This is a genomic window from Bradyrhizobium sp. RP6 (assembly GCF_003837805.1).
Classification (GTDB): domain Bacteria; phylum Pseudomonadota; class Alphaproteobacteria; order Rhizobiales; family Xanthobacteraceae; genus Bradyrhizobium.
On the sequence record NZ_RQIT01000018.1, the window covers coordinates 1 to 21,794 of the forward strand.

Genomic DNA, 21,794 nt, shown 5'->3' on the forward strand with positions numbered 1-21,794 from the left:
CTCCGCGACGGGAACGGAGAGAGTCTTCGCAAGCTCTTGCTTGAGTGCGAGCATCACGAGCTCAATCCCCCGGCCAGCGTCGGCACCTCCAGCGGCTTGAAGCCATAGTGGCTCAGCCAGCGGACGTCGCTGTCAAACAGCTGGCGCAGGTCGGCGATGCCGTATTTCAGCATGGCGATGCGGTCGATGCCCATGCCCCAGGCAAAGCCCTGGTACTCGTCGGGATCGATGCCGCAGGCGCGCAGCACGTTCGGATGCACCATGCCGCAGCCGAGGATCTCGAGCCAGTCCTCGCCCTCTCCGAAGCGGATCTCGCCCTTGTCGCGGCGGCACTGGATGTCGACTTCCAGTGATGGCTCGGTGAACGGGAAGAACGACGGCCGGAAGCGCATGTTGATGTGATCGACCTCGAAGAACGCCTTGCAGAACTCGTGCAGGATCCATTTGAGGTGACCGAGATGCGAGGTCTTGTCGATGACGAGGCCTTCGACCTGGTGGAATTGCGGCGTGTGGGTCGCGTCCGAATCGATGCGGTAGGTGCGGCCCGGGCAGATCACGCGGATCGGCGGCTTCTGGCTCAGCATGGTGCGCACCTGCACCGGCGAGGTGTGGGTCCGCAGCAGCATGCGCGAGCCGTCCTCCTTCGGATGGAAGAAGAAGGTGTCGTGCATCTCGCGCGCCGGATGGCCTTCCGGGAAATTCAGCTTGGTGAAGTTGTAGTCGTCGGTCTCGATATCGGGACCTTCGGCGACCGAGAATCCCATGTCGGCGAAGATCGTGGTCAGTTCGTCCCAGACCTGGCTCAGCGGATGAATGCGGCCGGCTTCTGCCGGTGCATCGCGCAGCGGCAGGGTGACGTCGACGGTCTCGGAGGCGAGCCGCGCATCGAGCGCCGCGGACTTCAGCACGTCGCGTCGCGCGGCAAGCGCCTGGCTGACTTCCTCCTTGGCCTGGTTGATCGCGGCTCCCTGCGTCTTGCGCTCGTCCGGCGACATCTTGCCGAGCGTCGCGAGGAGCGCCGAGATCGAGCCCTTCTTGCCGAGGGCTGCAACACGCACGGCCTCCAGCGCGGCCTCGTTGGCGGCGCCGGCGATGTCGGCGATGATCTGGGCTTGGAGCTGGGCAAGATCGGTCATGGCAATCCCTTTTGGCCAGGATGCTGAGCCGATGATCCTAGCCCGTCACGCCCGGCCAAAAGCGCGAAGCGCGTCTTCGCGTTAGATTGGCCGGGCATCCACGTCGGAGAAGTGTTTGCGCGAGAAGTGGTGGCCGGGACAAGCGCGAAGGCGCCTTGGCCCGGGCCATCACAAGCTGAATGCTGCGCAGAGCACGGTGGAAGACAGCTTACGCCGCCAGCGCGGCCTTGGCCTTCTCGGCGATCGCCTGGAACGCGGCGGGCTCGCTGATCGCGAGATCCGACAGCACCTTGCGGTCCACGGTGATCCCCGACTTGGCCATGCCGTCGATAAATCGGCTGTAGGTCAGGCCGAACGGACGGACGGCAGCGTTGATGCGCTGTATCCAGAGCGCGCGGAACGTCCGCTTCTTACGCTTGCGGTCGCGGAAGGCGTATTGCTGCGCCTTTTCCACGGCCGGCTTGGCGGCGCGGATGGTGTTCTTGCGGCGGCCATAGAAGCCCTTGGCGGCCTTGTAGACTTTCTTGTGCTTGGCGTGGGCGGTCACACCGCGTTTGACGCGAGACATGACAAAATTCCTTCAGGGATGACTTGGTTTTCGGATCGCCGCGGGATGCGCGGCAGAGGCGGCAGTGATCGTGGACGCGATCAGGCGTTCGGCAAGAAGTACTTCTTGACGTTGTCGCCGTCGGTCTTGAACAGCACGCGGGTGCCGCGGAGCTGACGGATCTGTTTCTTCGTCCGCTTGATCATGCCGTGACGCTTGCCGCGCTGGGCGTGCATCACTTTGCCGGTGGCAGTCACCTTGAAGCGCTTTTTAGCGCCCGATTTGGTCTTCAGCTTGGGCATTTGGCTCTCCTATGGCCACAACAGAAATCCGCCCGTGAAGGCGGCTGGCCGTCTATAATGCTCGTTAGAGCGTTGATTGTGTTCAGGTTTTTGCGAACGAGCGCAAAACCCACACGAAACACCGCCACGGCAGCCCTTAATCAGCCGGGCGATGAAGGCTGGGCTTATGACAGAGCGGGAGCCAAATGGCAACGATGAACCGGCGGAACAGGCCCGGAGACTATCCGGTGTTGCCACCATCATGTCCCTAGCCGTGTCGCCCGGAGCAGGACCAAAATGGCCCATTTGTCCCGATCGCCTTCGTCTTTGACTGGTTTCATCCGCCCGCGTCATCTGGCGGTGTTGGCCCTGCTTGCGGCCGTCATGCTGCCGTCGGCTGCCGATGCCCGAATCGGCGGCTATGACGGCATCTGGAACGTCACCTTCGCCACCACGAGGGGCAGTTGTAGCTCGGGCTACAGCGTCCCCTTCACCGTGACGGGCAGCCGCGTCTCGTCCGCCGGCGGCGGGCGGGTCTCGGGCAAAGTCAACCGCTCCGGTGCTGTGGCTGTCCAGGTCTCGGTCGGCGCCTCTCATGCCAGCGGCGGCGGCCGGCTCGCCGGCATGAACGGCGCCGGCTCGTGGAGAGGTGTCATCTCCGGCGACCAGTGCAGCGGCACCTGGCAGGCGACGCGGACGTAGTCGAACGAGCCATCGCCACAGCCACGGTGCGCTCCCTCCTCCGCCTGCGCAAGCGGGCGTGGGTGCAGCGGAGTTCGCGGCTTGCACCTCGGCAAAAACAAAACGGCCCGCCGGTGATCCGGACGGGCCGTTGAATTCTCAGTCCCAAAGCGCTTCGCTTCAGCGCGGCGCCAGCACCATCACGACTTGGCGACCTTCGAACCGCGCGTCCTGCTCGACCTTGGCGAGCTCGGCGACGTCGGTCTTGATCTTGTCCAGCAGCTTGGTGCCGATTTCCTGGTGCGCCATTTCGCGGCCACGATAGCGCAGCGTGATCTTGACCTTGTCGCCCTCTTCGAAGAACCGCTGCATCGCGCGCATCTTCACGTCGTAATCATGGTCGTCGATCATCGGGCGGAGCTTGATCTCCTTGATCTCGACGGTCTTCTGCCGCTTGCGGGCTTCCGCGGCTTTTTTCTGAGCGGAATATTTGTACTTCCCGTAATCCATGATCTTGCAGACGGGAGGGCTGGCATTCGGCGAAATCTCGACCAGATCCATGCCGGCTTCCTGAGCCATCCGGATAGCGACGACGGTCTCGACCGTGCCTTTGTTCTCACCGGTCTGGTCGATCAGCTGGATCTGCGCATTGCGGATATCATCATTGATGCGCGGCCCGTCTTTGCTGGCAGCGGGCGGAGCTTTATTAGGACGGCGAATGGGTGGTTCTCCAAAGTTGTGAAGGAAGCGGCTATCTTGAAGGAAGATGCGTTTGCCGGCAAGCAAGTCGCTCGTGCGCCATGCGAAAAACCCTCAAATGCGAGGCATTTTGGTCACGCCCGGACACGCAGACGACATAGACACCTTGCTTCTGTTCCGCAAGCGTCCCAAAGGGCGGCCAATGCAGCCATCAGCTTGCATCGCGGGACGCGCCCGGACAGCTCAAACCGCACAGCCAGAGTAAATGTTCCATGACTGATATAATTCCTGATGCCGTGCTCGACTTCGTCAATGTGGGCGAGGGCCTGTCCGCACGCCGGATCGCGGTACGCAGTCGGCGTGGACGGGGACCGGGGCTGGTCTGGCTGGGCGGATTCAACTCGGACATGCAGGGCAGCAAGGCGCTGGCGCTGGACGCCTGGGCTCGGGATCACAGCCGCGCAATGGTCCGGTTCGACTATTCCGGCCATGGCGAATCCGGCGGCGATTTCGCCGACGGAACCATTGGACGCTGGCTGGAGGAGAGCGTCGCGGTGTTCGAGCGGTTTTGCGACGGCCCGCAAGTCCTGATCGGCTCATCCATGGGCGGCTGGATCGCGCTGCTGCTCGCGCGCGAGATCAAGAAGCGTTCCGGCAAGGCATCGCTGGCCGGCCTGGTCCTGATCGCGCCCGCGCCCGACTTCACGGAGGAGCTGATGTGGAGAAATTTTTCGCCCGCGGTGAAGAAGGAGATCGAGACCAAGGGCGTCTGGATGCGGCCGTCGGAATACGGCGACGGCTCACCCTATCCGATCACGCGGAACCTGATCGAGGAGGGCCGCAACCATCTTGTGCTCGGCAGCGCCATCGATCTCGGCTGCCCCGTTCGAATCCTGCAAGGCGCGAAAGATCCTGATGTGCCGTGGCAGCACGCGTTCGCGCTGACACACCGCCTGCCGGCCGACGACGTCGTGCTGACCATGATCCAGGATGGCGATCACCGCTTGTCGCGCCCGCAGGACATCGCGCGCATTCTTGCGGCCGTGGCGGAGATCGGGTGAAGTGTTGCCCAACGATCGGTGTCATCGCCCGACTTGATCGGGCGATCCAGTACTCCAAGACGGCGTGGTTCAATCGACAGGCCACGGCGTACTGGATGCCCCGCCTCCCCGGGGCATGACGGAGAACGGGGAAGGAGCAACGCCAATGACCACTACCGCCATGCTGCGCGCCTTCTGCGATGCGGTCGAGCAGCGCAATGGCCGCGCCTTTGCCGAGCTGTTCACCGAGGATGGTGTCTATCACGACGTGTTCTACGGCGCCTTTGCCAGCCGCGAGAAGATCGCAGCGATGATCGACGACTGGTTCTATCGCACGGCGACCGATTTCCGCTGGGACATGCACGATCCCGTCTCCGACGGCACCACGCTCTATGCGCGCTATACCTTCAGCTACAAGTCAACCCTGCCGGAGGCAGACGGCGCGCGGGCGATGTTCGAGGGCGTCGCGATCATGACGCTGAAGGGCGGAAAGATCGCGAGCTATCACGAGGTCGCCAACACCGCGCCGGCGTTCGTCGATTTGAAGTTTGCGCCGGAAAGAATTGCGAAGATCGTCGCTAAGCAGGGCGCCGAGTTGAAGGCGCGGCCGGAGATGCAGCGGCATTTGGGCTGACTGTCCCCACTCGTCATTCCGGGCTCGCGCCAAGTGGCGCGCCCCGGAATGACGGAGAGAGGGCGGCGCGCGGCCTACCGCTTCGACGGATTCGCCATCGGCTTGCGCTGCGCCAGCGCTGCCACGGTCGCGGTGCCGATCGGGCCATCTTCGTCATAGAGCCAGCATTCGCCGATCGCGACGCCGTCGGTGGCGTGGTGGTTCACGACCTCGAAGCCGATCCACCCCGTGATCGGCAGGCGGTGCAGATAGATCGTGACGTCGCTGTTGATGTAGCCGAGCCCCTTGTCGCCGGCATTGGCGAACGGGCTGGCGAAATCGGCGCCGGTGGCGACATGGACGAACGGTGTCATCGGCACGCCCGCAACGAGCTCGCGCACCTCGCTCATCCAGAGCCGGCGCGGGCCGAGCGAGCCCATATGGCCGACGATCGGGCGCGTCGCCCATTTGCCATTCATGCCGAGCCTGGGATCGGCGGGCTTGGGAATGTCGGCCGGCTTCGGCGCGTCCCAGTTCGGCGGCGACCAGACATTGCCGTCCGGATTCTGCGTCTTGCGCAGCAGCTGGCACGAGGCGCGCGCCATGCTGATCCCGCCGGAGAAAAATTCCGCTTCCACCACGCGGATGCGCATTCCATCGCGCACCAGACGGGTCGTCACCTGAATTGGCTTGTCGATGGTCGGCAGCCGAAACATGTCGACGGTGAGCCTCGCGGGCACGAACTCAGGCCCGGAATGGCGTTCCTCGATGGCGAAGCCGAGCAGGCCGACGATGACGCGCCCGTGCAGCGACTTCGGATCCCAGGGACCATTGGCAACTTCCGTCGGGTGGAATGTCTCGCCGTCGCGGGTGAAGAAAGGCATGTTTGTCATGCGCGCGAGATTGCGGGAATGGATGGGCAAATCAAGGTCCACGATCCTCACGGTGAGGAGGGCGCGAAGCACCGTCTCGAACCATGCAGGCCCCGCTGCGGCAGCTCGGCCTCGATCCTTCGAGACGCCGCTGCGCGGCTCCTCAGGGTGAGGGGCTGGTAGTGCTTTCTAGCCGCCACTCCTCACGCACGCTCTCGTCGTGCTCGAGTTCGAGAGCGTGCAGCCTCATCGCCGCAAACGCCTCCCGCGCCACCAATTGCCCGAGCGCCCACACCGCAGCCCCGCGCACCAGCGGGCTTGCGTCATCCAGCAAGCGCCGCGCCTCTTCCGCCAGCGCGACCTCGCCCGAGTTGCCGATCGCAATCAGCACGTTCCGCAAGAACCGGTCGCGGCCGATGCGCTTGACCGGCGACTTCGTGAACAGCGCGCGAAACGCCGCGTCGTCGAGCCGTGCCAGCTCGGCGAGATCAGGCGCGCGCAATTCGTCGCGTGCGGCGAGTTTTGCCTCGCGCCCCTCTTGCGCAAACTTGTTCCAGGGGCAGGCTACAAGGCAGTCGTCGCAGCCATAGATGCGATTGCCGATGGCTCTGCGAAATTCGCGCGGGATCGGTCCCTTGTTCTCGATGGTGAGATACGAGATGCAGCGTCGCGCATCGAGCTTGTAGGGTGCGGGGAACGCCGCCGTCGGGCAGATGTCGAGACAGGCCCGGCACGAGCCACAATGATCGATCTCGGCGGCATCGCGCGGCAGCTCCAGCGTGGTGTAGATCGCGCCGAGAAAGAGCCATGAGCCGAACTCGCGCGAGACGAGGTTGGTGTGCTTGCCCTGCCAGCCCAGATGCGCCGCCTGTGCCAGCGGTTTCTCCATCACCGCCGCGGTGTCGACGAACACTTTCACGTCCGACGGCGCGGTCGCGACCAGCCAGCGGGCCAGCGCCTTCAGGCGCTTCTTGATGAGGTCGTGATAATCGTCGCCCTGCGCATAGACCGAGATCGCCGCGCGCGTGGGCTGCTCGAGAATCGCCAGCGGATCGGAGTCGGGACCGTAATTGACGCCGAGCATGATCACGCTGCGCACGTCCTGCCACAGCCCGCGCGGATCGACGCGGCGCTCCGGCTGCGCTGCGAGCCAATCCATGTCGCCATGCCCGCCCGATGCGATGAATTCGAGGAAGTGTTTGCCGGCACTCTCGATCGTGCCCGGCGCGGTGATGCCGATGCAGTCGAAGCCGAGCGCGCGCGCTTCGCGGGCAAGCGCCGCCTTCAGTTCAGTCGGATCGGAGCTCAGAAATCCAGGTCCACGTAGGTCCGCGACGCCGGCACGCCGGCGAGCCATTCGCTGAGCAGCGGACGGAACGACGGGCGGGATTTCACCCGCGCGTACCACGCCTTTGCTGCGTCGTCCTCGCTCCATGGCACGTCGCCCAGATAGTCGATCGCCGAGAGATGGGCCGCGGCGGCGAGATCCGCGTAGGTGAGCCGGTCGCCGGCGAGGAAATTGCGCGTCTGCGCCAGCCAGCCGATATAGGCCAGATGATAGCGCACATTTGCCTTCGCCGCGCGCATCACGTCGGCCGAAGGCGGGCCGCCGCCGTTCTCCTCGCTCATGAAGCGCTTGTAGATGCGCTCGGTGACGAGCGGGTGCGAGACCTCCTCGAAGAACTTCTCGTTGAACCAGGCCATCAGCCGGCGCACCTCGACGCGTTCGAAGGTCGTCTGCGGCATCAGGCGTTTCGGCCCCATCTCGGCACCATAGGCCTCGTCGACATATTCGGCGATGATGGCTGCGCCGGGGATCGGCGGCTGCTCCTCGTCGACGAGCACCGGCGTGGTGCCGGCCGCGTTGAGCAGCAGAAACGCCTCGCGCCGCTCCCAGCTGCGCTCTTCGATCAGCTTCAGGTCAAGCCCGTATTCGCCCGCGATCAGGCGGACGAAGCGCGAATGCGGACAGAACGGATGATGAAACAGCGTAAACATGAAGCCTTTGACTATTTGATGGTGCTTAAGAATCCATCAATGTTTGTGCGGCGCCACACCAGGCCCTCAAAACCGCGAAGCAAGGTCGTGATTTCGTATTTTGCGATTGCGGCATGGGGACGAATAGGCGAGAAGAGCCTCGCTTTTCCAGCCGAAATGGACCGTAAATATGTCAGACGCAATACGGGCAGTGATCCTCGGCATCATCGAGGGTGTGACCGAGTTCCTTCCCGTGTCCTCGACCGGTCACCTCTTGCTCGCGGAGCGCTTCTTCCATCTCGGCGAAGGCGCGTTCTGGGATTCGTTTACGGTTCTGATCCAGCTGGGCGCGATCCTCGCGATCGTCGGGCTGTATTTCAGGAAGTTGTGGGACGTCGTGATCGGCCTGTTCACGGGCGATGCCCATGCGCGGCGCTTCGTGATCGGCGTGCTGGTGGCGTTCCTGCCGGCCGTGGTCGTCGGCCTCGTCGCCGGCAAATACATCAAGAGCCTGCTGTTCAATCCCTGGGTCATCTGCTTCACGCTGATCGTCGGCGGCGCCATCCTGCTCTGGGTCGACAAGCTCGATCTCAAGCCGCGCGAGCACGACGCCACCCGATTTCCGCTGCTGATGTATCTCTATATCGGCATCGCGCAGTGCGTGGCGATGATCCCGGGCGTGTCACGCTCCGGCGCCAGCATCGTTGCGGCGATGCTGCTCGGGGCCGACAAGCGCGCGGCGGCGGAGTTCTCGTTCTTCCTCGCCATTCCCACCATGATCGGTGCGTTCGCCTACGACTTCTACAAGAGCCGTGCTGAGATGACGATGGACCACATGAACATCGTCGCGATCGGATTCGTGGTGTCGTTCATCACCGCCATCGTCGTGGTGAAGACGTTCCTGACCTACGTCACCCGGCACGGCTTCGTGGTGTTCGCCTGGTGGCGCGTCATCGTCGGCACGCTCGGCCTGATCGCGCTGGCGCTGGGCCACTGAAGCATGATCCGGAAAAGTGCGCAGCGGTTTTCCGGAAAGATCATGCTTAAACAACAACCTGAAGCGCGATGACGCTTCATCCTGATCGCATCGCGCTTTAGAGCAGCAGCTCGCTTGGTGCGCTCCCTCGCCAGCAAGCGAGAGAAGCAAACCTGCCTCACACGCTCATGCGCTGGAACTGACCGGCGGCGCGGAAGCGCCAGAGATATTGCGGGGCGATTGCTTCCAGCGAATCGGGGGTGATGCCGAGGCCTTCCAGCGTCAGGCCGGCCGCCTTCGCCGCATCCGAGACGACATTGTCGCGCTCGAGCAGCGTGACCTGGTCCGGTGTCAGCTTGAACGCGCCCGGCGCGAATTGCAGGAAGGCGGCCTGGAAGCGGGCGAGGCCGAACGTCAGCGGCATCAGCATCCGCTTGCGGTCGGTGATGGCAAGGATGGTCTCGATGATCTCGCGCATGGTCAGCACTTCCGGCCCGCCGAGCTCGTAAGCAGCGCCCGCCTTGGCCTTGCCGTCGACGGCATCCGCGATCGCGGTGGCGACGTCGCCGACATAGACCGGCTGCATCCGGGTCGTTCCGCCGATCAGCGGCAGCACCGGCGACATCCGGGCCAGCGCGGCAAAGCGGTTGGTGAACTGGTCCTCGGGGCCGAACATCACGGAGGGGCGGAAGATCGTGGCGGAGGGAACCGCGGCCAGGACCGCGGCTTCGCCGGCCGCCTTGGCCCTGGCGTAGCGCGACGGCGATTCCGCGTCCGCGCCGATCGCGGAGACATGCACGAGGCTGGCATCGGCCGCGGCCGCCGCCTTTGCGACGGTTTCGGCGCCCCTGGCCTGGACGGCGTCGAAGGTCTGCTCGCCGCCCTCGGTGAGGACGCCGACGAGGTTGATCGCGACATGCGAATCACGCAGCGCCGCCTCCACCGAGGCCGGATAGCGCAGATTCGCCTGTACGGTGTGGACCTGCCCGACCCGGCCCAGAGGCTGGAGGTATCCGGCGAGTTCCGGCCGCCGCACCGCGACCCGGATACGGTAATCCCTCTTGCACAGGGCGCGGACGACGCTGCGGCCCAAAAACCCCGATCCGCCGAAAACCGTGACGAGCGTGTCCAGATTCGATGCCATGGGGGTGTCCGTTCCTGCGGAAAAGAGTGCGTCTTGTCAGGCTTGTATCGGGCCGGTTTGCGATGCGCAATCGGCATCCGGAAGCCGGCCTCACGCATGAATTGACAACGGCGTCACCGAACCGTAGTAACCGCCTCCGTGCCCCAAACGGCATGCCCAGGTGGTGGAATTGGTAGACGCGCTGGCTTCAGGTGCCAGTGGCTTAACGGCCGTGAAGGTTCGAGTCCTTTCCTGGGCACCATGCTTTTCTGGATCGCAAACAAATCCAGATAGATAAGCCCTTTCAGAGTGTTGCCTTGGCCCCGACTGTGTAACAATGGGGTGTAACATTGCTGTTCAGGGTTGTTCGGCCGATGCGCCGGGATGGGTCTCGCTTTCCTCTTTTCGTGCAGCGCATTCCGGCTGATGTCCGGCGCAAAGTTGTCGGTTTTGAACTGGCGATTCCGCTCGGTGACAGCTTCGTTTTCGTGACGCCTAGCGAGGGCGCTCAGGCCGTCCGGTTCTCCCTTCGCACCACAGAGCCTAGCGAAGCCAAGAGGCGTCAGGCGCTCGTTGCAGCGCATCTGGCGACCGTCTGGGAGGCGTTCCGCAATGACGCCCCGGTGCATCTCACTCACCGGCAAGCGACAGCCTTGGCGGGCGAACTGTATCGCGTTTGGGCAGACAGCGAGGGCCGCGCCCGGAGTGTCGCCATGGTGCACACGCCCGGAGTCGGCTGGGAGCCTGAGACGGAGAGCCACGAGGAGCAGGAAGCCCACTGGGCGGCCGTAACGGAGATGTGGGAGAGGGTCGGCCGAGACGGTGAGGCGAAGCAACTAGAAAAGGCTCTTGGGCCTATCGTGGACCGCCTCTTGCTGACCAAGGGCATTCGCCGTGTGGATAGCGAATCACGCGCTCTCTTGCTCACCGCCTTTTGGATGGCGCTGCGTGACGCCTTCGCGAGTCGCCAACGGAATGCAGGAGGAGACTATTCGCTCGACCCCAAGGCCGCTCGCTTCCCCGAGTGGCAGGCCCCGGCAGATGCGCCGAAGGAAAAGCCCAAGCGGGGCGCCTTCAAGAATTCGCTCACTGGCCTCGTTGAGGACTGGTGGAAGGAAGCCAAACGAGCCGGCCGGAAGCAGAGCACCTATGAGAGCTATCGCAATTCGATGGCTCGCCTCGTGACGTTCCTCAAGCACGACATAGCGACTCGGGTGACGCCGGAGGACATCGTTCGCTTCAAGGACTATCGTTTGCAGAGCGACGTAAGCCCGAAGACTGTGAAGGATAGCGACCTCGCGGGTATGAAGACCGTCTTTGGATGGGCGGTGGTCAACCGTCGGCTGCCGAGCAATCCGGCTGAAGGGATCACTATCAAGGTGGGCAAGTCCCGCAAGCTCCGGTCTAAGGGGTTCTATGATTCGGAGGCCATCGCCATTCTGAAGCACGCCCGCGAATTCGTGCCCGGTCGGGAAGCCCCGAAGCTCGCGGCGGCTAAGCGGTGGGTGCCCTGGCTGTGCGCCTTCACGGGAGCCCGCGTGGGCGAGATGATCCAGATTCGTAAGGAAGACATTCGGCGCGAAGGCAAGCTGTGGGTGCTGCACGTGACACCCGAGGCGGGGCCGGTGAAGACGGATGAAGCGCGTGATGTCGTGCTCCATCGGCAAGTAATCGAGGAAGGCTTCTTGGCGTTCTTTGAGAAATCGAAGGGCGGCTATCTATTCATTGACCCTAAGCCCGGTGAGCTGGGGGTCCGTAACGCAGTGAAGACGGCGCGAAACAAGGTGAATGAGTTCGTGCGTGAGGTGGTGAAGGATAAGAACGTTGATCCAAGCCACGGCTGGCGCCATCGCTTCAAGACTGTGGGAATTGATCAGGGTGTTGAGATGCGCGTGCTGGATGCCATTCAGGGGCACGCGCCGCGCAATGTCTCGGAGGGATATGGAGACGTGACCATTAAGGCGAAGGCGAAGGCTATCGGGGAATTCCCGCTCATCGACGTTGCATAGGGGCAGTCTACGGAACGCCTCCGGAATCAAACGCGAGGCCGGTGCGCTCGGTCCGCGCGGCGTGTCGCATCCCTCCCGGATGGCCGAGAGCGCCTCAAATGACCGATGAAATGCACGCGAATCGATGTTAGTAGTTTCCTCTACTACCAAGAGTTTAGCGGGGGCTTCACTTGCTGCCGGGAATGAATCGCGAGTTTCTGTCCACCTGCATTCATGGCAGAGACCTTCTCAACGACGACTGCGTTGTTGGACACTATGATGCCGATGAACTTGCGAGGCGAGCAGCAACCATTGTTCAGTATGGCTTCGCCGCCCTGAAGCTAGAACAAATCCTTATCAAACGAAAAGCCGCGCAATGCGTTCGGACAACGCCACATGCCGTGGTGCTGCGGGCACTCAATAAGCTGATCCGGCAGGCAACCCAGATACGACCCTCCGACCGGGATACTATTATCCGACGGCTGACGACCGTGCTGCAAGAGGGAGTCCCTCACCGGCTCTACAAGTTTGACATAAAGGCGTTCTTCGAAAGTGTGGATACTAAGCGTCTATTCGAGCAGGTAGCGAACATCCCGACCTTGCCGAGAAACGCCACACTAGTTCTTTTGAATTATCTAAACGAACTGAACTCACGGGGGATCATAGGCTTGCCGCGAGGCGTGCCCCTTAGTGCAACCTTGTCTGAGTTTGCGTTACAACGGTTTGATCGCGAACTGTCTCTTCTGCCAGAGATCTATTTTCATGCTCGATACGTCGATGATATTGTCATCGTCACAAGCGCTCGCGAAAATCCACGCGAATTCGCACGGAAGATAAGAAGGCTCCTAACCCCCCTGGGCCTTGAGCTGAATCATCAGAAGACCAAGACAATAGAAATTCCCGTCCAACTAAAATCGGACGGAAAAGCCATCTTAGGACGGTTCGACTACCTGGGATATGCGTTTGCAGTACATGAAAGCACCCGGAACGGAGACAATAGGCTATTCCGAGACGTGAAGGTAACGATTGCGGATACCAAGATCGCCCGACTCAAGGCTCGACTTTGCTGCTCAATCGCAGTGTTCTTGAGAGACGGGGATGTCGGGAAGCTTGAGCGCCGGTTGCAGCTCCTTACTGGCAATTACAATGTCCGAGATTTTGTGAAGAACCGTTCGCGCAATACCGGTCTCTATTGCAACTACAGGCGTGTAAACTCGCTCGCAGCCCTGACTCAGCTGGACGCCTTCCTTCGATCAATCCTCGTGGGTAACCGCAGTCGCTTGTCTAAGCGGCTTGCCGCAAAGATCTCGCTCGATGTGAGAAAATCATTCTTAAAATTTAGCTTTGAGCGCAGCTTCAGGCAGCGGACCTTTTACAATTTCTCGACCGCTGAACTATCAGATCTGCGACGGTGCTGGCGCGATGGCTAGTTCCGGGATTAGGCGGGGTAATATCGATAGAAGCAACTCCGATCGCGCGGTCCTCACTGATACCGCGCCAATGGATGTCCCTATCGTTTTCTCGAACGACGGCTTTCACGGAAATCTGCGACGGGCACCGGCCACGCCGGGGCTAAAGCGTATTGTCGAGACGTTGATAATATCCAATCCAGAACGCTACACCATTCCTTATCGCTATCGGATCAGGTTATCGACAACTGCGAGCCGTCAGTTGAGTCTTGCTCATCCGGCGGCACAGAAAAAAGCGTGTGGCTTCTATCAGAAGTACGGACATCTGCTTCCGTATTTTTGTCGTCACGCCGAAGTGTCTCTGCGTCGCGCAGCCAAAGTAGGCAGCTCGGTCTTTTATCTAACGCGAAGTGCTGAATCGAAGAGATACAAGGGAGCCGCCATCGATATGCTCCTTCACGATGAATCTGTTCGGAATCCCGGTTCGTATTTTGCTTATGCAGGATATGACCGCTTTTACAAATTCTTTAATTCGCAAGAGTTCTTGGGTCTTGAGAAGACGTTTTCGATGATGCGTCTCACGGACGTATCGAAATGCTTTTCTTCGATTTACAGCCATACCCTTGCTTGGGCAGTCAAGGACATCCAGCATGGCAAGGAGCATCCGCTTGCTGTGTCATTTGCAAACGATTTCGATTCTTTGATGCAGTACTCAAATTATAATGAGACCAACGGCATCCCCGTTGGCGCAGAGGCATCGAGAATATTTGCTGAAATTATTCTTCAATCAGTTGATGTGGCCGTGCTCAGGAGGGCAAAGCGTGCGGGCTTAGTGCATGGCTCGGATTTTGCGATACGCAGGTATATCGACGACTACGCGATATTCGCCAATAAATCAGAGACGTTGGACATCGTTCAGCGAGCTATTTCAGACGGCCTATTGACGTTCAATTTGCACCTCAATGAGGCTAAGACGCACACGATCACCCGGCCACTACAAACGCGACGATCGCAGATCATATCGGGCGCATCTCCGGCATTGCACAAATTTCGAGAGTCGATTTCCGAAATTGATCCGGCCTCTCGGCTACACAAACCACGAAAAGTGCGGGACCCCGAATCAATCGTGCGGACGTTCGCCAATGACATCAAGGTGGCGTGCACGAACGGCGGCGCCGGTTATGAAGATGTCAGCCCTTACATAATCGGATCGGTCAGTAGCACGCTGGAGATGCTGATCTCGGGCTTTCCATCCGCGCCCGCGGAGGTCCGAAAGGACGCTGAGCTCTATGCCAAGGCTTTTGATACCTTGCTGTCCGCCCTATTTTATTTCTTTACGGTACACGCGACTGTCACCGCGTCCTATCAGGTGGCTAAGGCCACTATTCTCTCGGTTCGATTCTTCAAGGACAACTTGGGAGCCACGGCGGAGCACATTTTCGAAAGGGTCCGGATTCTCATCCAGGAAGTGGTCACGAACCCCAGCTTGCTTAGCGTTGCTATGACTGAGTGCGTCCCAATCGAAATGCTTAACATCATCTTGGCTTCGACGGCGCTTCCTGAGGTGTACAGAACGAATGTCCAGGACGTACGTAGGCGCGTAATCGACGACGAAAACATTGACTATTTTTCGATCGTGTCGCTGTTGTTCTATTTCGGCGCCTCCGATCCGGACTTCATTCTGGAAGTTGAAGACAAACTTGGTAAGGAGTTTTTGCCGAAAGCAGCGCCGAGAAGAGTTTCGCATGACGCGCATTTTCTCCTTGACTTGATTGCCTGCCCCTTCTTGTCGAAACAGTTTAGGCGCGGGTGTGCACAGGTTTTGCTGAAAGGTCTGGAGATCTCAGCTGCGCACTATTCCAACATGCTGCTCATCGAAATCGAGCGCTTCCCATGGTTCGTTAACTGGCGTGAGATCGACTTACTGAATCATCTAAGAAAGAAAGAGTTGAGGGCGGTCTACTAAGCGGCTAATTTGCCCCGGGGAGTCGTTCAAGACAGCTACCGGCGGAGTTTCTCCGCTGCCACGTAAGGGCCGACGTCAGTTGGGGTAATTGCCCGGCTGCATAGTTCCATACGGGCGGGCGAAAGCTCGCACACACTTGATGCTTGAGGGCGACTCCTCGCTCCGCCTATAGCTGGCCAAGTCTAAGAGAACCTCAATGGGGACGGTCATGAGACTTGAGCGAAAGTAGATGACAGCGGAAGATCGGTTCGGGTGATGCCGCCAAGCACGCCCAGTTCAAGATCGAGGGGGAGCACCCATAGTCTAAGACTCTTGGTGAAATCGAAATGCGGAAGCGGTGCCGAAAATCCCGAGACCTTCGGATAGATGAGGACCAATTCGCTCATTTGCTGGCCGGATAGGTATTTGCTGCCGTAAGCAAACAGCTGATAAAAATCGGCCTGTTTGAGATTGTAGTTATCCGTTCGATTGGCGACGTCAAGCTGCTTCCACTTGGCATCGAGAATCCATTTTCTGCCCGCGTGAGAGACTAAGAAGTCCGGCTCCAAACAGAATATCTTACCGCCGTCGTGCTCGCATAGATGATGCAGGCGCGATCCAAGCTTGAGGGAGGCATCCCGGTGGAGCATCCTCCGAAGGCAAGCGGCTACATAACGCTCGTAGAGCTTCTCCATTGGAAATAACAGGCTGATGCCCTGCCACTCGTGAGAGAGTGCGATCGGCATTTGCTTCCGCAATATCAATTCGCACCAGGGCTTGATGGCCTGATAACGAGCTAGCAGCCGGTCGTCTCGCCACTGATTTAGGTCAAGCGCGATATCGATGCTGGACGGGATCTGTTGCAACAGGCTGCGAAGTTCGTGAGCCAGTCGCCAGTTCCGAGCGTCCTGGGTCGATTTGCATGCGGCTTCCAGCGCCGACTTCAGCAGCCGGTTCTCCGGCATGTCTGCCAGGAAGATGTCATGGCGGATCTGAAAGTGATGTCGGCGGCTAGGTGGCTGACGAATTTGCTTCGCTACATCAAGCTGGCCACGAAGGAAGACTTGTTCCTCCTCGACTCTCTGGTAATCGAACCTTATGCCGCGCTTAACGAGATCATCAAGCAATAGAAGAAATTTTCCAATGAGCCATTCACTGAGCGGCGCATCGAACAGCTGCAAATCTGCCTGCTCGGCTTCTCTGACGGGCAGATCAAGCGAACTCTGAATCATTTTGCGCAGCAGCGCTCGACTTCGCGCAATGCTGTCTCGCCCATCATAATGTTTGGGCAGAATCTCCAAACGAGTGCCGCACGGAGTTTCTAGAACCCCAACATAGTTGTCCAGCCGAAGCCATCGTCGGTTCTCAAGGTGGCACAGCGCGGCGCCGGACTTGCTAAATCGCGACATGAGATCGCACAGCCACTCGAACGCCGATGACGTAATACACGCGTAGTCAAGAGAAGGCGTTGCTAGTGCATCGGCCGTGAGCCTGGCGTACTCCCGGACAACGATTGTCTGCGTCACGTAGCACCAGTGCTTAGGGCCTTAATCACCGCGTTTCCGAGCGCACGGGTATTGAATTCGGTTCCGGTTGAGTGGTGAGTATTTAGGCCTAATTCAGAGGCTAGCTGCCGCAGAGTTTCCTTAGCCTCTGGGAGGCGGGCACCATTTTCCCAAACCTGTATCGAGCCCGTCGACATTCTTCGTACGACCAGATTGCCCTTGCGTGCCTCGGCTTCCGCTTCCAACGACGCAGTTTGCCGCTGATGATCGATAACACCGAGATAGGCTTCTACCAGGTTGAAAGCTTCTCGGTTGATCCGCCATCTGGTTCTCTGTTGCGAGAAGGTAACCCCATCGCCAAATAGTGCATCCACGTTGTCGGCGACCTCAATCACGAACCGATGCTTAGGCGCCTTGCGGTGATCATTGAACACCCATTGGATCCTCGTCCAATCCTCGAAGAAATACTCCTCTAGCAACGGACAAATTTGTTGGCTGAAGATTTTGGAAAGTCTTTCCATTTTGGAATCGTTGCGTAACGGAAGAAAATAGGCATGGCCAATTCGATGGTCGCGGTCGAGAAGGACCTCGATTCGCTGGTTCATTGTCTCAACAAGTTCTTCAATATCGATTCCAGATACCTCGATACCCTCAAGCTGCCCGGAGTCCGGCGCCATTTCAACAAACGAAAAGCGGCGCCTCAACGCGATGTCCAGTCCCGTGAGCGACCGGTCTGCGGTGTTCATTGTCGCAATCAAGTATACATTATCGGGGACGCTGAAACGCGTCTTTGAGTAAGGCAGAACGACTTCAAGCGCTTCTGGCGCGCCTTTCCGCTTAGAGGGTTCGATAAGCGTTATCAGTTCGCCGAAGATCCGTGAAATATTGCCTCGATTGATTTCGTCAATGATAAGTACCTTTGCTATAGGCTTCTGTGCTGCTCGGGAACTGTTTGCCAAATAGCGTTCGACGAGCCGCGGGAGGATGTTGTTGTATCCATTGATCAAGCCAGGCTCCAATTTCGAATCTTGAAGCTTTTCGAACACGTGCTTGTCGCGGATATCATCAATTGTGAGCTCACCATTTCTCACATGCCCGGCCAACGTCTTGAGAATGCTGAGGCCGATCGGAAGCCTGTTCCCATTTGGCTTTTCTAGTTCAAGCAAATCGCTTGAAATATGGACGACCGAGTAACCGGTACCAAAGCGATCGCCAACGTTGAACGGCGGCGCTGATTGCACCGACGGAGATCCGAGTAGAGCACTGAGCTTTTGCTTATCAATTGCGCTCTCTCTTAATTCATAGAGGGTCATCTGGCTGAATTGATTGTTCATCAGCTGATCGAAAGGAAGGGCTGGCTTATAAACCCGCAGCCATTTCACAGGCCTATACTGTCCGTAGGAGTCGCTTTCCTCCTCTCGTTCGATTCTTCGATAGGGACCGATGACCTCGCCGATGGCGCGAAACTTCATATTTCCTTCACTGACGACCAACAAATCACCTTCCTTTACCTTGAACAGGAATGTGTTCACAGCCGACACAGGATACGAATCGCGCGTGACAGACTCGTTTCGATCGATGAACCGTTTGAATATGTCATCCCGGTCTTTACAGTCGCCGAAGTCGGTTGAGCCGCCGTAGCCCAGAAGTGCGCAATTTTTCTCGATACACTCTTCGAAGATATGCGCATCATCGCCTAGTGAGTTGCCAAGTGACATCTTCCAAATACGGCGGCCGGCGAGTTCGATCGGTGCCTCTTCTCGTTGGGTCACGCGGGCGAGTGCGGCGGTGCACAGGCTTTTGAAGACGCCATCGACAACTTCATAACGGAGTTGACCGTCGTCGCTCGTTTCCGCTCGAAGTCCTTCGACAAAGTCCTCGTAACTAAAGCTTTGATGAAAGGTCACGAAGCGGATATCGCCCGCCGCCACCAACTCATCGAACCGGCTCTTCAGCACATCGCGCTTCTCCGCATTGTCGGAAAGGAAGTCGGGGTCGAGGACTTCGAGCGCAGCGTCGATCGTTGCGAAGGTTTTGCCCGTCCCTGGGGGGCCGAAGAAAATGCGGTTAAGGTCAGGCATCATCGGGCGGGGCTCCATCGTCCGCATCAAGTTCATGGGCGCAGGCGTCCCACGAGTTTCGAACGTTAGTAGGTATAGATCGGGTGCCGTATCGGTATGGTTGATAACGGCGCAGTCACCAGCTTGGAGCCCTAGTTCCTTGAAGAGTGAACCGAGGCGTGCTTGCAGGCGGCCGTATCTTCCCAAGATGCAGGTGCGGAGAAGCCGTCCTCCCGGAAGCTCAAGGCTAAAGCGCTCTAGGCTCTTGCCGGCGTCATCCGCAATGAATTGAGCAGGAAATAAGCTCTGCCTCGACGGTATCGGTATGTAGCCGTTGTTAAGGGCGCCTTTTGTCAGCTGTATCTTTAAAGCCTGCTCGGGATGCGCCATGCAACGCTCCATCTTTCGGTAGTTATCGACTCGCCGAAGCTGGTTTCATGGAGTCTAATTCGGCCATTTAAGCAAAAGAAGCGCTAGATGTACTTTTGGCGCATGCGGCTTATCCGCGAGCAACTTGTGGTTAAGACGTAGAAAGTTTGGAATGATGTTGATTGCGATGTGCCCGTCTCGGGTGAGCAGCTCAAAACTGAGCCGGTATTGCTTTGGACGTTAGCCGATGCGCCCCGCCGAATAAGGCGGCTTGTGAGCATTCCTTCGGGTCCGTCGCAGAAAAGCAAGTTCAGCCTCTTGTCGGGCGGCCCTTTTTTCGTGTCGAAGCTATCTTGAAGATCCAAGAAGATATCTCCCTTGCGATCACGAACCGTTCGGCCTTCTGAATGACTAGAGTGTTTTGGTTTTTTACCTCCGAGTTTGGCTGCACTCTTGTTGTGACCTGAGTGCGGAGCAGGGAGGCCGCGACCGAGGTAACGTCCGACAGCTGCGGGCTGAAAAAAACTGCTGCAACTCGGGGGGAAATTGGAAAATAAGCGAAAACGCCCGGCTTCGTACCAAGATCTTCGCCAAGAAGCGGTGCATCATCTGAATCCGCCATATCAAAGCAGGGCCAATCTGAAGTGATGTAGTCGTGACCGGAAGAGACAAACAGCGACATTCTCAACTTCTGAAATACGTCTTCGCGGTACGCTACGCCGCTCTCGACGAACCTACCGGGATTCAATTCCATCTCTTTAACAGAGTCAGGAATGCCGCTCGGTTGGAGCTCGAACCGCTTGTGATCTATTGCCCCGGGAACACGGAAATACTGGTGGGCCGCGAAATGGCGAATGACTTGAATGTCGTCATTTGAAAGGTCGGAGTTCAATCGTTCTGCAGTTTTGTTTGGATCTGCGTCTTCGAATGAGCGGATTTTATTGAAGACGACCGCGGCGTCGGTCTCCACTTTCCCGAGGATATCCTCAACACGGTTGTCGGGAGCTGCCGAGTCTTCCTCGTAATAATACTCCTCCCACAAGATATTCTTTGGGTTCCTTTCGTCTGTAGAGTCATCAGTAAGATCGTGAACGATGACCTTTCCGTTCGCATTCTCCCACTGAGCCAAATAGAATCTCGGAACGAAGTGCTGTCTTCTAGTAATTTGACTTTTCATTCTTGCCCCCAGCCGGCGACCGTGCATCTCTACCCGACGCACGACGACGTCCCTATTCGTAAAGCATCAATTAGAAGAATGAAAGAGATTGACAATGTCTAGTTGTAGGCGCACGCAATCATATGACCCACAAGTGGTCTCGCTTTCATCAGCATAGAATTTCCGATCTGGCCCCGCAAACAACTCGTTAGCTTACTCGCGCGTGTTGGCGTATTCCGTTGCTGCCGCTTTGCAGGCAGTCATCTTTAGACAGGCCAGCACAGCGCCATCCCGCAGGGCGTTCTCATACGAATCGTCTTTGTGGTTCGCGTGAAGATAGGCCCCGAGCAGAGCCGCGGCGACCAAGATGACGATGTAGCGGGCTCGCTCCAATATTAGCCGCGCCCTAGGGTTCTTTTCGATGCGAGTGACCGTCGCCAAGAAGATTGCCGGTGTGCTCACGAGAAGGATGACCAATCGGATGTTGCCGGACTCGATATCCAGCCGCTTAAGAACCGCATGTTCGAACCAGAGGCAGAGCGCGATGAAGGACCAGATGGTGGCCCAGTAGCTGGCCATATCAAAGAGAACCTTGATGGGGTCGTCCTCACGCAACTTTGGGGCAGTGCTCTCCGTGCTGGTCATTCCTGCGTTCCTCGTTGGCAGCCAAGCCGATTGTAGACGATAGTCATCATGCCTCAACTGAAAAATGGGACTCATAGTCCGTAGACCCAAAGTCATCATGACGGCCTGCTCTCGTAGATGGATGACGAGACCGGAATCGTTGATGTGGTGGCAGAGGCCGTGCGGAAGGCCCGCAAGGGGCTCGGGCTGTCCCAAGAGGATTTGGCCTTAGAGGCGGGGCTAGATCGGACCTACGTCAGTCAGGTGGAGCGGGGCACGCGCAACTGCACCATCATCGTCCTGGCTCGCTTGGCGAAGGCCCTCAAGACGACCCCTGATAGATTGCTTGTCCCCCAACGGAAGGGGCGGGGCTAGTCCCTATCTTGTCCGGTGCCGGCGTAGGTGGTCACTTTCAACACCTGACCCGTCTCGCGCGACAGCGCGGGTGGCCGAGAATCATGCAGAAAAGACGAGACAGAGGAAGAGGACAGCAAGGAGGAGCGCCCAAAGGTCCCATACCAACAGAAGCCAGTCATGCTTGCTCATGGTCATCTCGCTTCCTTATCAGAAGGAGAGGCGCGATACGGCATGCTTGATGTGCGTCAAAGGATGAGGACTAGAAGGTGACCTCATGGGAGGGGTGGTGGTCACTCACCCCAGCTTTGAGGTTACCCTTCAGGGTTGGTGTAGGACGACCCTTAGAGGCCGCGCTTAGGGGTCACAATGGAGGAGGGGTGGTGTCACCCTCCCAACTTGAAGGCACCCCTCAGAGGACCGCTGAGGTGCCCCCTTT

General features: G+C 58.9%; 20 protein-coding genes and 1 tRNA gene. 9 read left to right on the forward strand and 12 right to left on the reverse strand.

From position 1 onward, the window contains the following. Positions 1-53 precede the first annotated feature (53 nt). From pheS to rpmI, 3 genes are all read right to left on the reverse strand, one after another. Positions 54-1,136: a phenylalanine--tRNA ligase subunit alpha gene (pheS, locus tag EHH60_RS26610; RefSeq protein WP_124162358.1), complete on the reverse strand. Its 1,083-nt coding sequence runs from the start codon at positions 1,134-1,136 to the stop codon at positions 54-56. 208 nt (positions 1,137-1,344) lie between these two features. Further along, positions 1,345-1,704, reverse strand: coding sequence for a 50S ribosomal protein L20 (gene rplT, locus EHH60_RS26615; RefSeq protein ID WP_027561620.1), 360 nt, complete (start codon positions 1,702-1,704; stop codon positions 1,345-1,347). A gap of 80 nt (positions 1,705-1,784) precedes the next feature. After that, positions 1,785-1,985: a 50S ribosomal protein L35 gene (gene rpmI / locus EHH60_RS26620; RefSeq protein WP_008539890.1), complete on the reverse strand. Its 201-nt coding sequence runs from the start codon at positions 1,983-1,985 to the stop codon at positions 1,785-1,787. 276 nt (positions 1,986-2,261) lie between these two features. Between rpmI and EHH60_RS26625 the strand changes: the two genes are divergently transcribed. Further along, the gene (locus EHH60_RS26625; RefSeq protein ID WP_124162359.1) at positions 2,262-2,666 is read left to right on the forward strand and encodes a hypothetical protein; all 405 of its coding nucleotides are present in this window, start codon (positions 2,262-2,264) and stop codon (positions 2,664-2,666) included. 159 nt (positions 2,667-2,825) lie between these two features. Here EHH60_RS26625 and infC read toward each other — a convergent pair whose 3' ends face one another. Further along, positions 2,826-3,365, reverse strand: coding sequence for a translation initiation factor IF-3 (gene infC / locus EHH60_RS26630; protein WP_124162475.1), 540 nt, complete (start codon positions 3,363-3,365; stop codon positions 2,826-2,828). 251 nt (positions 3,366-3,616) lie between these two features. On the opposite strand from infC, the gene EHH60_RS26635 reads away from it, so the two are divergent. Together EHH60_RS26635 and EHH60_RS26640 are read left to right on the forward strand one after the other, a co-directional pair. Further along, positions 3,617-4,405, forward strand: a complete 789-nt coding sequence (locus EHH60_RS26635) for an alpha/beta hydrolase (RefSeq protein WP_124162360.1) — start codon at positions 3,617-3,619, stop codon at positions 4,403-4,405. Between the two features lie 145 nt (positions 4,406-4,550). Further along, positions 4,551-5,018, forward strand: a complete 468-nt coding sequence (locus EHH60_RS26640) for a nuclear transport factor 2 family protein (RefSeq protein ID WP_124162361.1) — start codon at positions 4,551-4,553, stop codon at positions 5,016-5,018. A 74-nt stretch (positions 5,019-5,092) separates the two neighbouring features. Here EHH60_RS26640 and EHH60_RS26645 read toward each other — a convergent pair whose 3' ends face one another. From EHH60_RS26645 to EHH60_RS26655, 3 genes are all read right to left on the reverse strand, one after another. Next, a complete protein-coding gene (locus EHH60_RS26645) occupies positions 5,093-5,890 on the reverse strand; it encodes an acyl-CoA thioesterase domain-containing protein (RefSeq protein ID WP_124162362.1) in 798 nt (265 codons plus the stop codon). Positions 5,891-6,032: 142 nt separating this feature from the next. Beyond that, entirely contained in the window at positions 6,033-7,226 is a 1,194-nt protein-coding gene (gene queG / locus EHH60_RS26650; protein WP_124162363.1) for a tRNA epoxyqueuosine(34) reductase QueG, read from the reverse strand. Beyond that, positions 7,175-7,867 (reverse strand): glutathione S-transferase family protein, encoded by a 693-nt coding sequence (locus EHH60_RS26655; RefSeq protein ID WP_124162364.1) that lies wholly within the window; start codon positions 7,865-7,867, stop codon positions 7,175-7,177. The genes queG and EHH60_RS26655 overlap by 52 nt, the downstream gene beginning before the upstream one ends. Before the next feature lie 169 nt (positions 7,868-8,036). Between EHH60_RS26655 and EHH60_RS26660 the strand changes: the two genes are divergently transcribed. Then, positions 8,037-8,843: an undecaprenyl-diphosphate phosphatase gene (locus EHH60_RS26660; RefSeq protein ID WP_124162365.1), complete on the forward strand. Its 807-nt coding sequence runs from the start codon at positions 8,037-8,039 to the stop codon at positions 8,841-8,843. Between the two features lie 157 nt (positions 8,844-9,000). On the opposite strand, the gene EHH60_RS26665 is transcribed toward EHH60_RS26660, so the two are convergent. Continuing rightward, positions 9,001-9,966, reverse strand: coding sequence for a complex I NDUFA9 subunit family protein (locus EHH60_RS26665; protein WP_124162366.1), 966 nt, complete (start codon positions 9,964-9,966; stop codon positions 9,001-9,003). A 154-nt stretch (positions 9,967-10,120) separates the two neighbouring features. Here EHH60_RS26665 and EHH60_RS26670 point away from each other — a divergent pair. The 4 genes from EHH60_RS26670 to drt3b all read left to right on the forward strand — a co-directional run bounded on the left by EHH60_RS26670 (position 10,121) and on the right by drt3b (position 15,308). Further along, positions 10,121-10,207, forward strand: a tRNA-Leu gene (locus tag EHH60_RS26670). An 88-nt stretch (positions 10,208-10,295) separates the two neighbouring features. Continuing rightward, a complete protein-coding gene (locus tag EHH60_RS26675; protein WP_245454597.1) occupies positions 10,296-11,954 on the forward strand; it encodes a site-specific integrase in 1,659 nt (552 codons plus the stop codon). 170 nt (positions 11,955-12,124) lie between these two features. Beyond that, a complete protein-coding gene (drt3a, locus tag EHH60_RS26680) occupies positions 12,125-13,363 on the forward strand; it encodes an antiviral reverse transcriptase Drt3a (protein ID WP_124162367.1) in 1,239 nt (412 codons plus the stop codon). Continuing rightward, positions 13,356-15,308, forward strand: a complete 1,953-nt coding sequence (gene drt3b / locus EHH60_RS26685) for an antiviral reverse transcriptase Drt3b (RefSeq protein WP_124162368.1) — start codon at positions 13,356-13,358, stop codon at positions 15,306-15,308. The genes drt3a and drt3b overlap by 8 nt, the downstream gene beginning before the upstream one ends. A 206-nt stretch (positions 15,309-15,514) precedes the next feature. On the opposite strand, the gene EHH60_RS26690 is transcribed toward drt3b, so the two are convergent. The 4 genes from EHH60_RS26690 to EHH60_RS26705 all read right to left on the reverse strand — a co-directional run bounded on the left by EHH60_RS26690 (position 15,515) and on the right by EHH60_RS26705 (position 21,022). Next, positions 15,515-16,813 carry an McrC family protein gene (locus EHH60_RS26690; protein ID WP_124162369.1) on the reverse strand — a complete coding sequence of 433 codons (1,299 nt, stop codon included), beginning with the start codon at positions 16,811-16,813 and terminating at the stop codon, positions 15,515-15,517. Continuing rightward, on the reverse strand, positions 16,810-19,242 hold the full coding sequence (locus EHH60_RS26695) for a DUF8426 domain-containing protein (RefSeq protein WP_245454598.1): 2,433 nt from the start codon (positions 19,240-19,242) through the stop codon (positions 16,810-16,812). The genes EHH60_RS26690 and EHH60_RS26695 overlap by 4 nt, the downstream gene beginning before the upstream one ends. Positions 19,243-19,531: 289 nt before the next feature. After that, positions 19,532-20,398, reverse strand: a complete 867-nt coding sequence (locus tag EHH60_RS26700; RefSeq protein ID WP_158626778.1) for a DUF4238 domain-containing protein — start codon at positions 20,396-20,398, stop codon at positions 19,532-19,534. Positions 20,399-20,590: 192 nt separating this feature from the next. Beyond that, on the reverse strand, positions 20,591-21,022 hold the full coding sequence (locus EHH60_RS26705) for a hypothetical protein (RefSeq protein WP_124162372.1): 432 nt from the start codon (positions 21,020-21,022) through the stop codon (positions 20,591-20,593). A 117-nt stretch (positions 21,023-21,139) separates the two neighbouring features. On the opposite strand from EHH60_RS26705, the gene EHH60_RS26710 reads away from it, so the two are divergent. Then, a complete protein-coding gene (locus tag EHH60_RS26710; RefSeq protein ID WP_124162373.1) occupies positions 21,140-21,376 on the forward strand; it encodes a helix-turn-helix domain-containing protein in 237 nt (78 codons plus the stop codon). Positions 21,377-21,794: the final 418 nt, after the last annotated feature.

Excerpts from the sequence above, each read along its gene's own strand:
- rplT (WP_027561620.1), bottom strand. The coding sequence starts at position 1,704 with ATGTCTCGCGTCAAACGCGGTGTGACCGCCCACGCCAAGCACAAGAAA.
- EHH60_RS26665 (WP_124162366.1), bottom strand. The coding sequence starts at position 9,966 with ATGGCATCGAATCTGGACACGCTCGTCACGGTTTTCGGCGGATCGGGG.
- EHH60_RS26655 (WP_124162364.1), bottom strand. The coding sequence starts at position 7,867 with ATGTTTACGCTGTTTCATCATCCGTTCTGTCCGCATTCGCGCTTCGTC.
- drt3b (WP_124162368.1), top strand. The coding sequence starts at position 13,356 with ATGGCTAGTTCCGGGATTAGGCGGGGTAATATCGATAGAAGCAACTCC.
- EHH60_RS26625 (WP_124162359.1), top strand. The coding sequence starts at position 2,262 with ATGGCCCATTTGTCCCGATCGCCTTCGTCTTTGACTGGTTTCATCCGC.
- queG (WP_124162363.1), bottom strand. The coding sequence starts at position 7,226 with ATGGCTCGCCGGCGTGCCGGCGTCGCGGACCTACGTGGACCTGGATTT.
- EHH60_RS26695 (WP_245454598.1), bottom strand. The coding sequence starts at position 19,242 with ATGGCGCATCCCGAGCAGGCTTTAAAGATACAGCTGACAAAAGGCGCC.
- rpmI (WP_008539890.1), bottom strand. The coding sequence starts at position 1,985 with ATGCCCAAGCTGAAGACCAAATCGGGCGCTAAAAAGCGCTTCAAGGTG.
- EHH60_RS26705 (WP_124162372.1), bottom strand. The coding sequence starts at position 21,022 with ATGACCAGCACGGAGAGCACTGCCCCAAAGTTGCGTGAGGACGACCCC.
- EHH60_RS26710 (WP_124162373.1), top strand. The coding sequence starts at position 21,140 with ATGGATGACGAGACCGGAATCGTTGATGTGGTGGCAGAGGCCGTGCGG.
- EHH60_RS26635 (WP_124162360.1), top strand. The coding sequence starts at position 3,617 with ATGACTGATATAATTCCTGATGCCGTGCTCGACTTCGTCAATGTGGGC.
- EHH60_RS26660 (WP_124162365.1), top strand. The coding sequence starts at position 8,037 with ATGTCAGACGCAATACGGGCAGTGATCCTCGGCATCATCGAGGGTGTG.
- EHH60_RS26700 (WP_158626778.1), bottom strand. The coding sequence starts at position 20,398 with ATGAAAAGTCAAATTACTAGAAGACAGCACTTCGTTCCGAGATTCTAT.
- EHH60_RS26645 (WP_124162362.1), bottom strand. The coding sequence starts at position 5,890 with ATGACAAACATGCCTTTCTTCACCCGCGACGGCGAGACATTCCACCCG.
- EHH60_RS26640 (WP_124162361.1), top strand. The coding sequence starts at position 4,551 with ATGACCACTACCGCCATGCTGCGCGCCTTCTGCGATGCGGTCGAGCAG.
- pheS (WP_124162358.1), bottom strand. The coding sequence starts at position 1,136 with ATGACCGATCTTGCCCAGCTCCAAGCCCAGATCATCGCCGACATCGCC.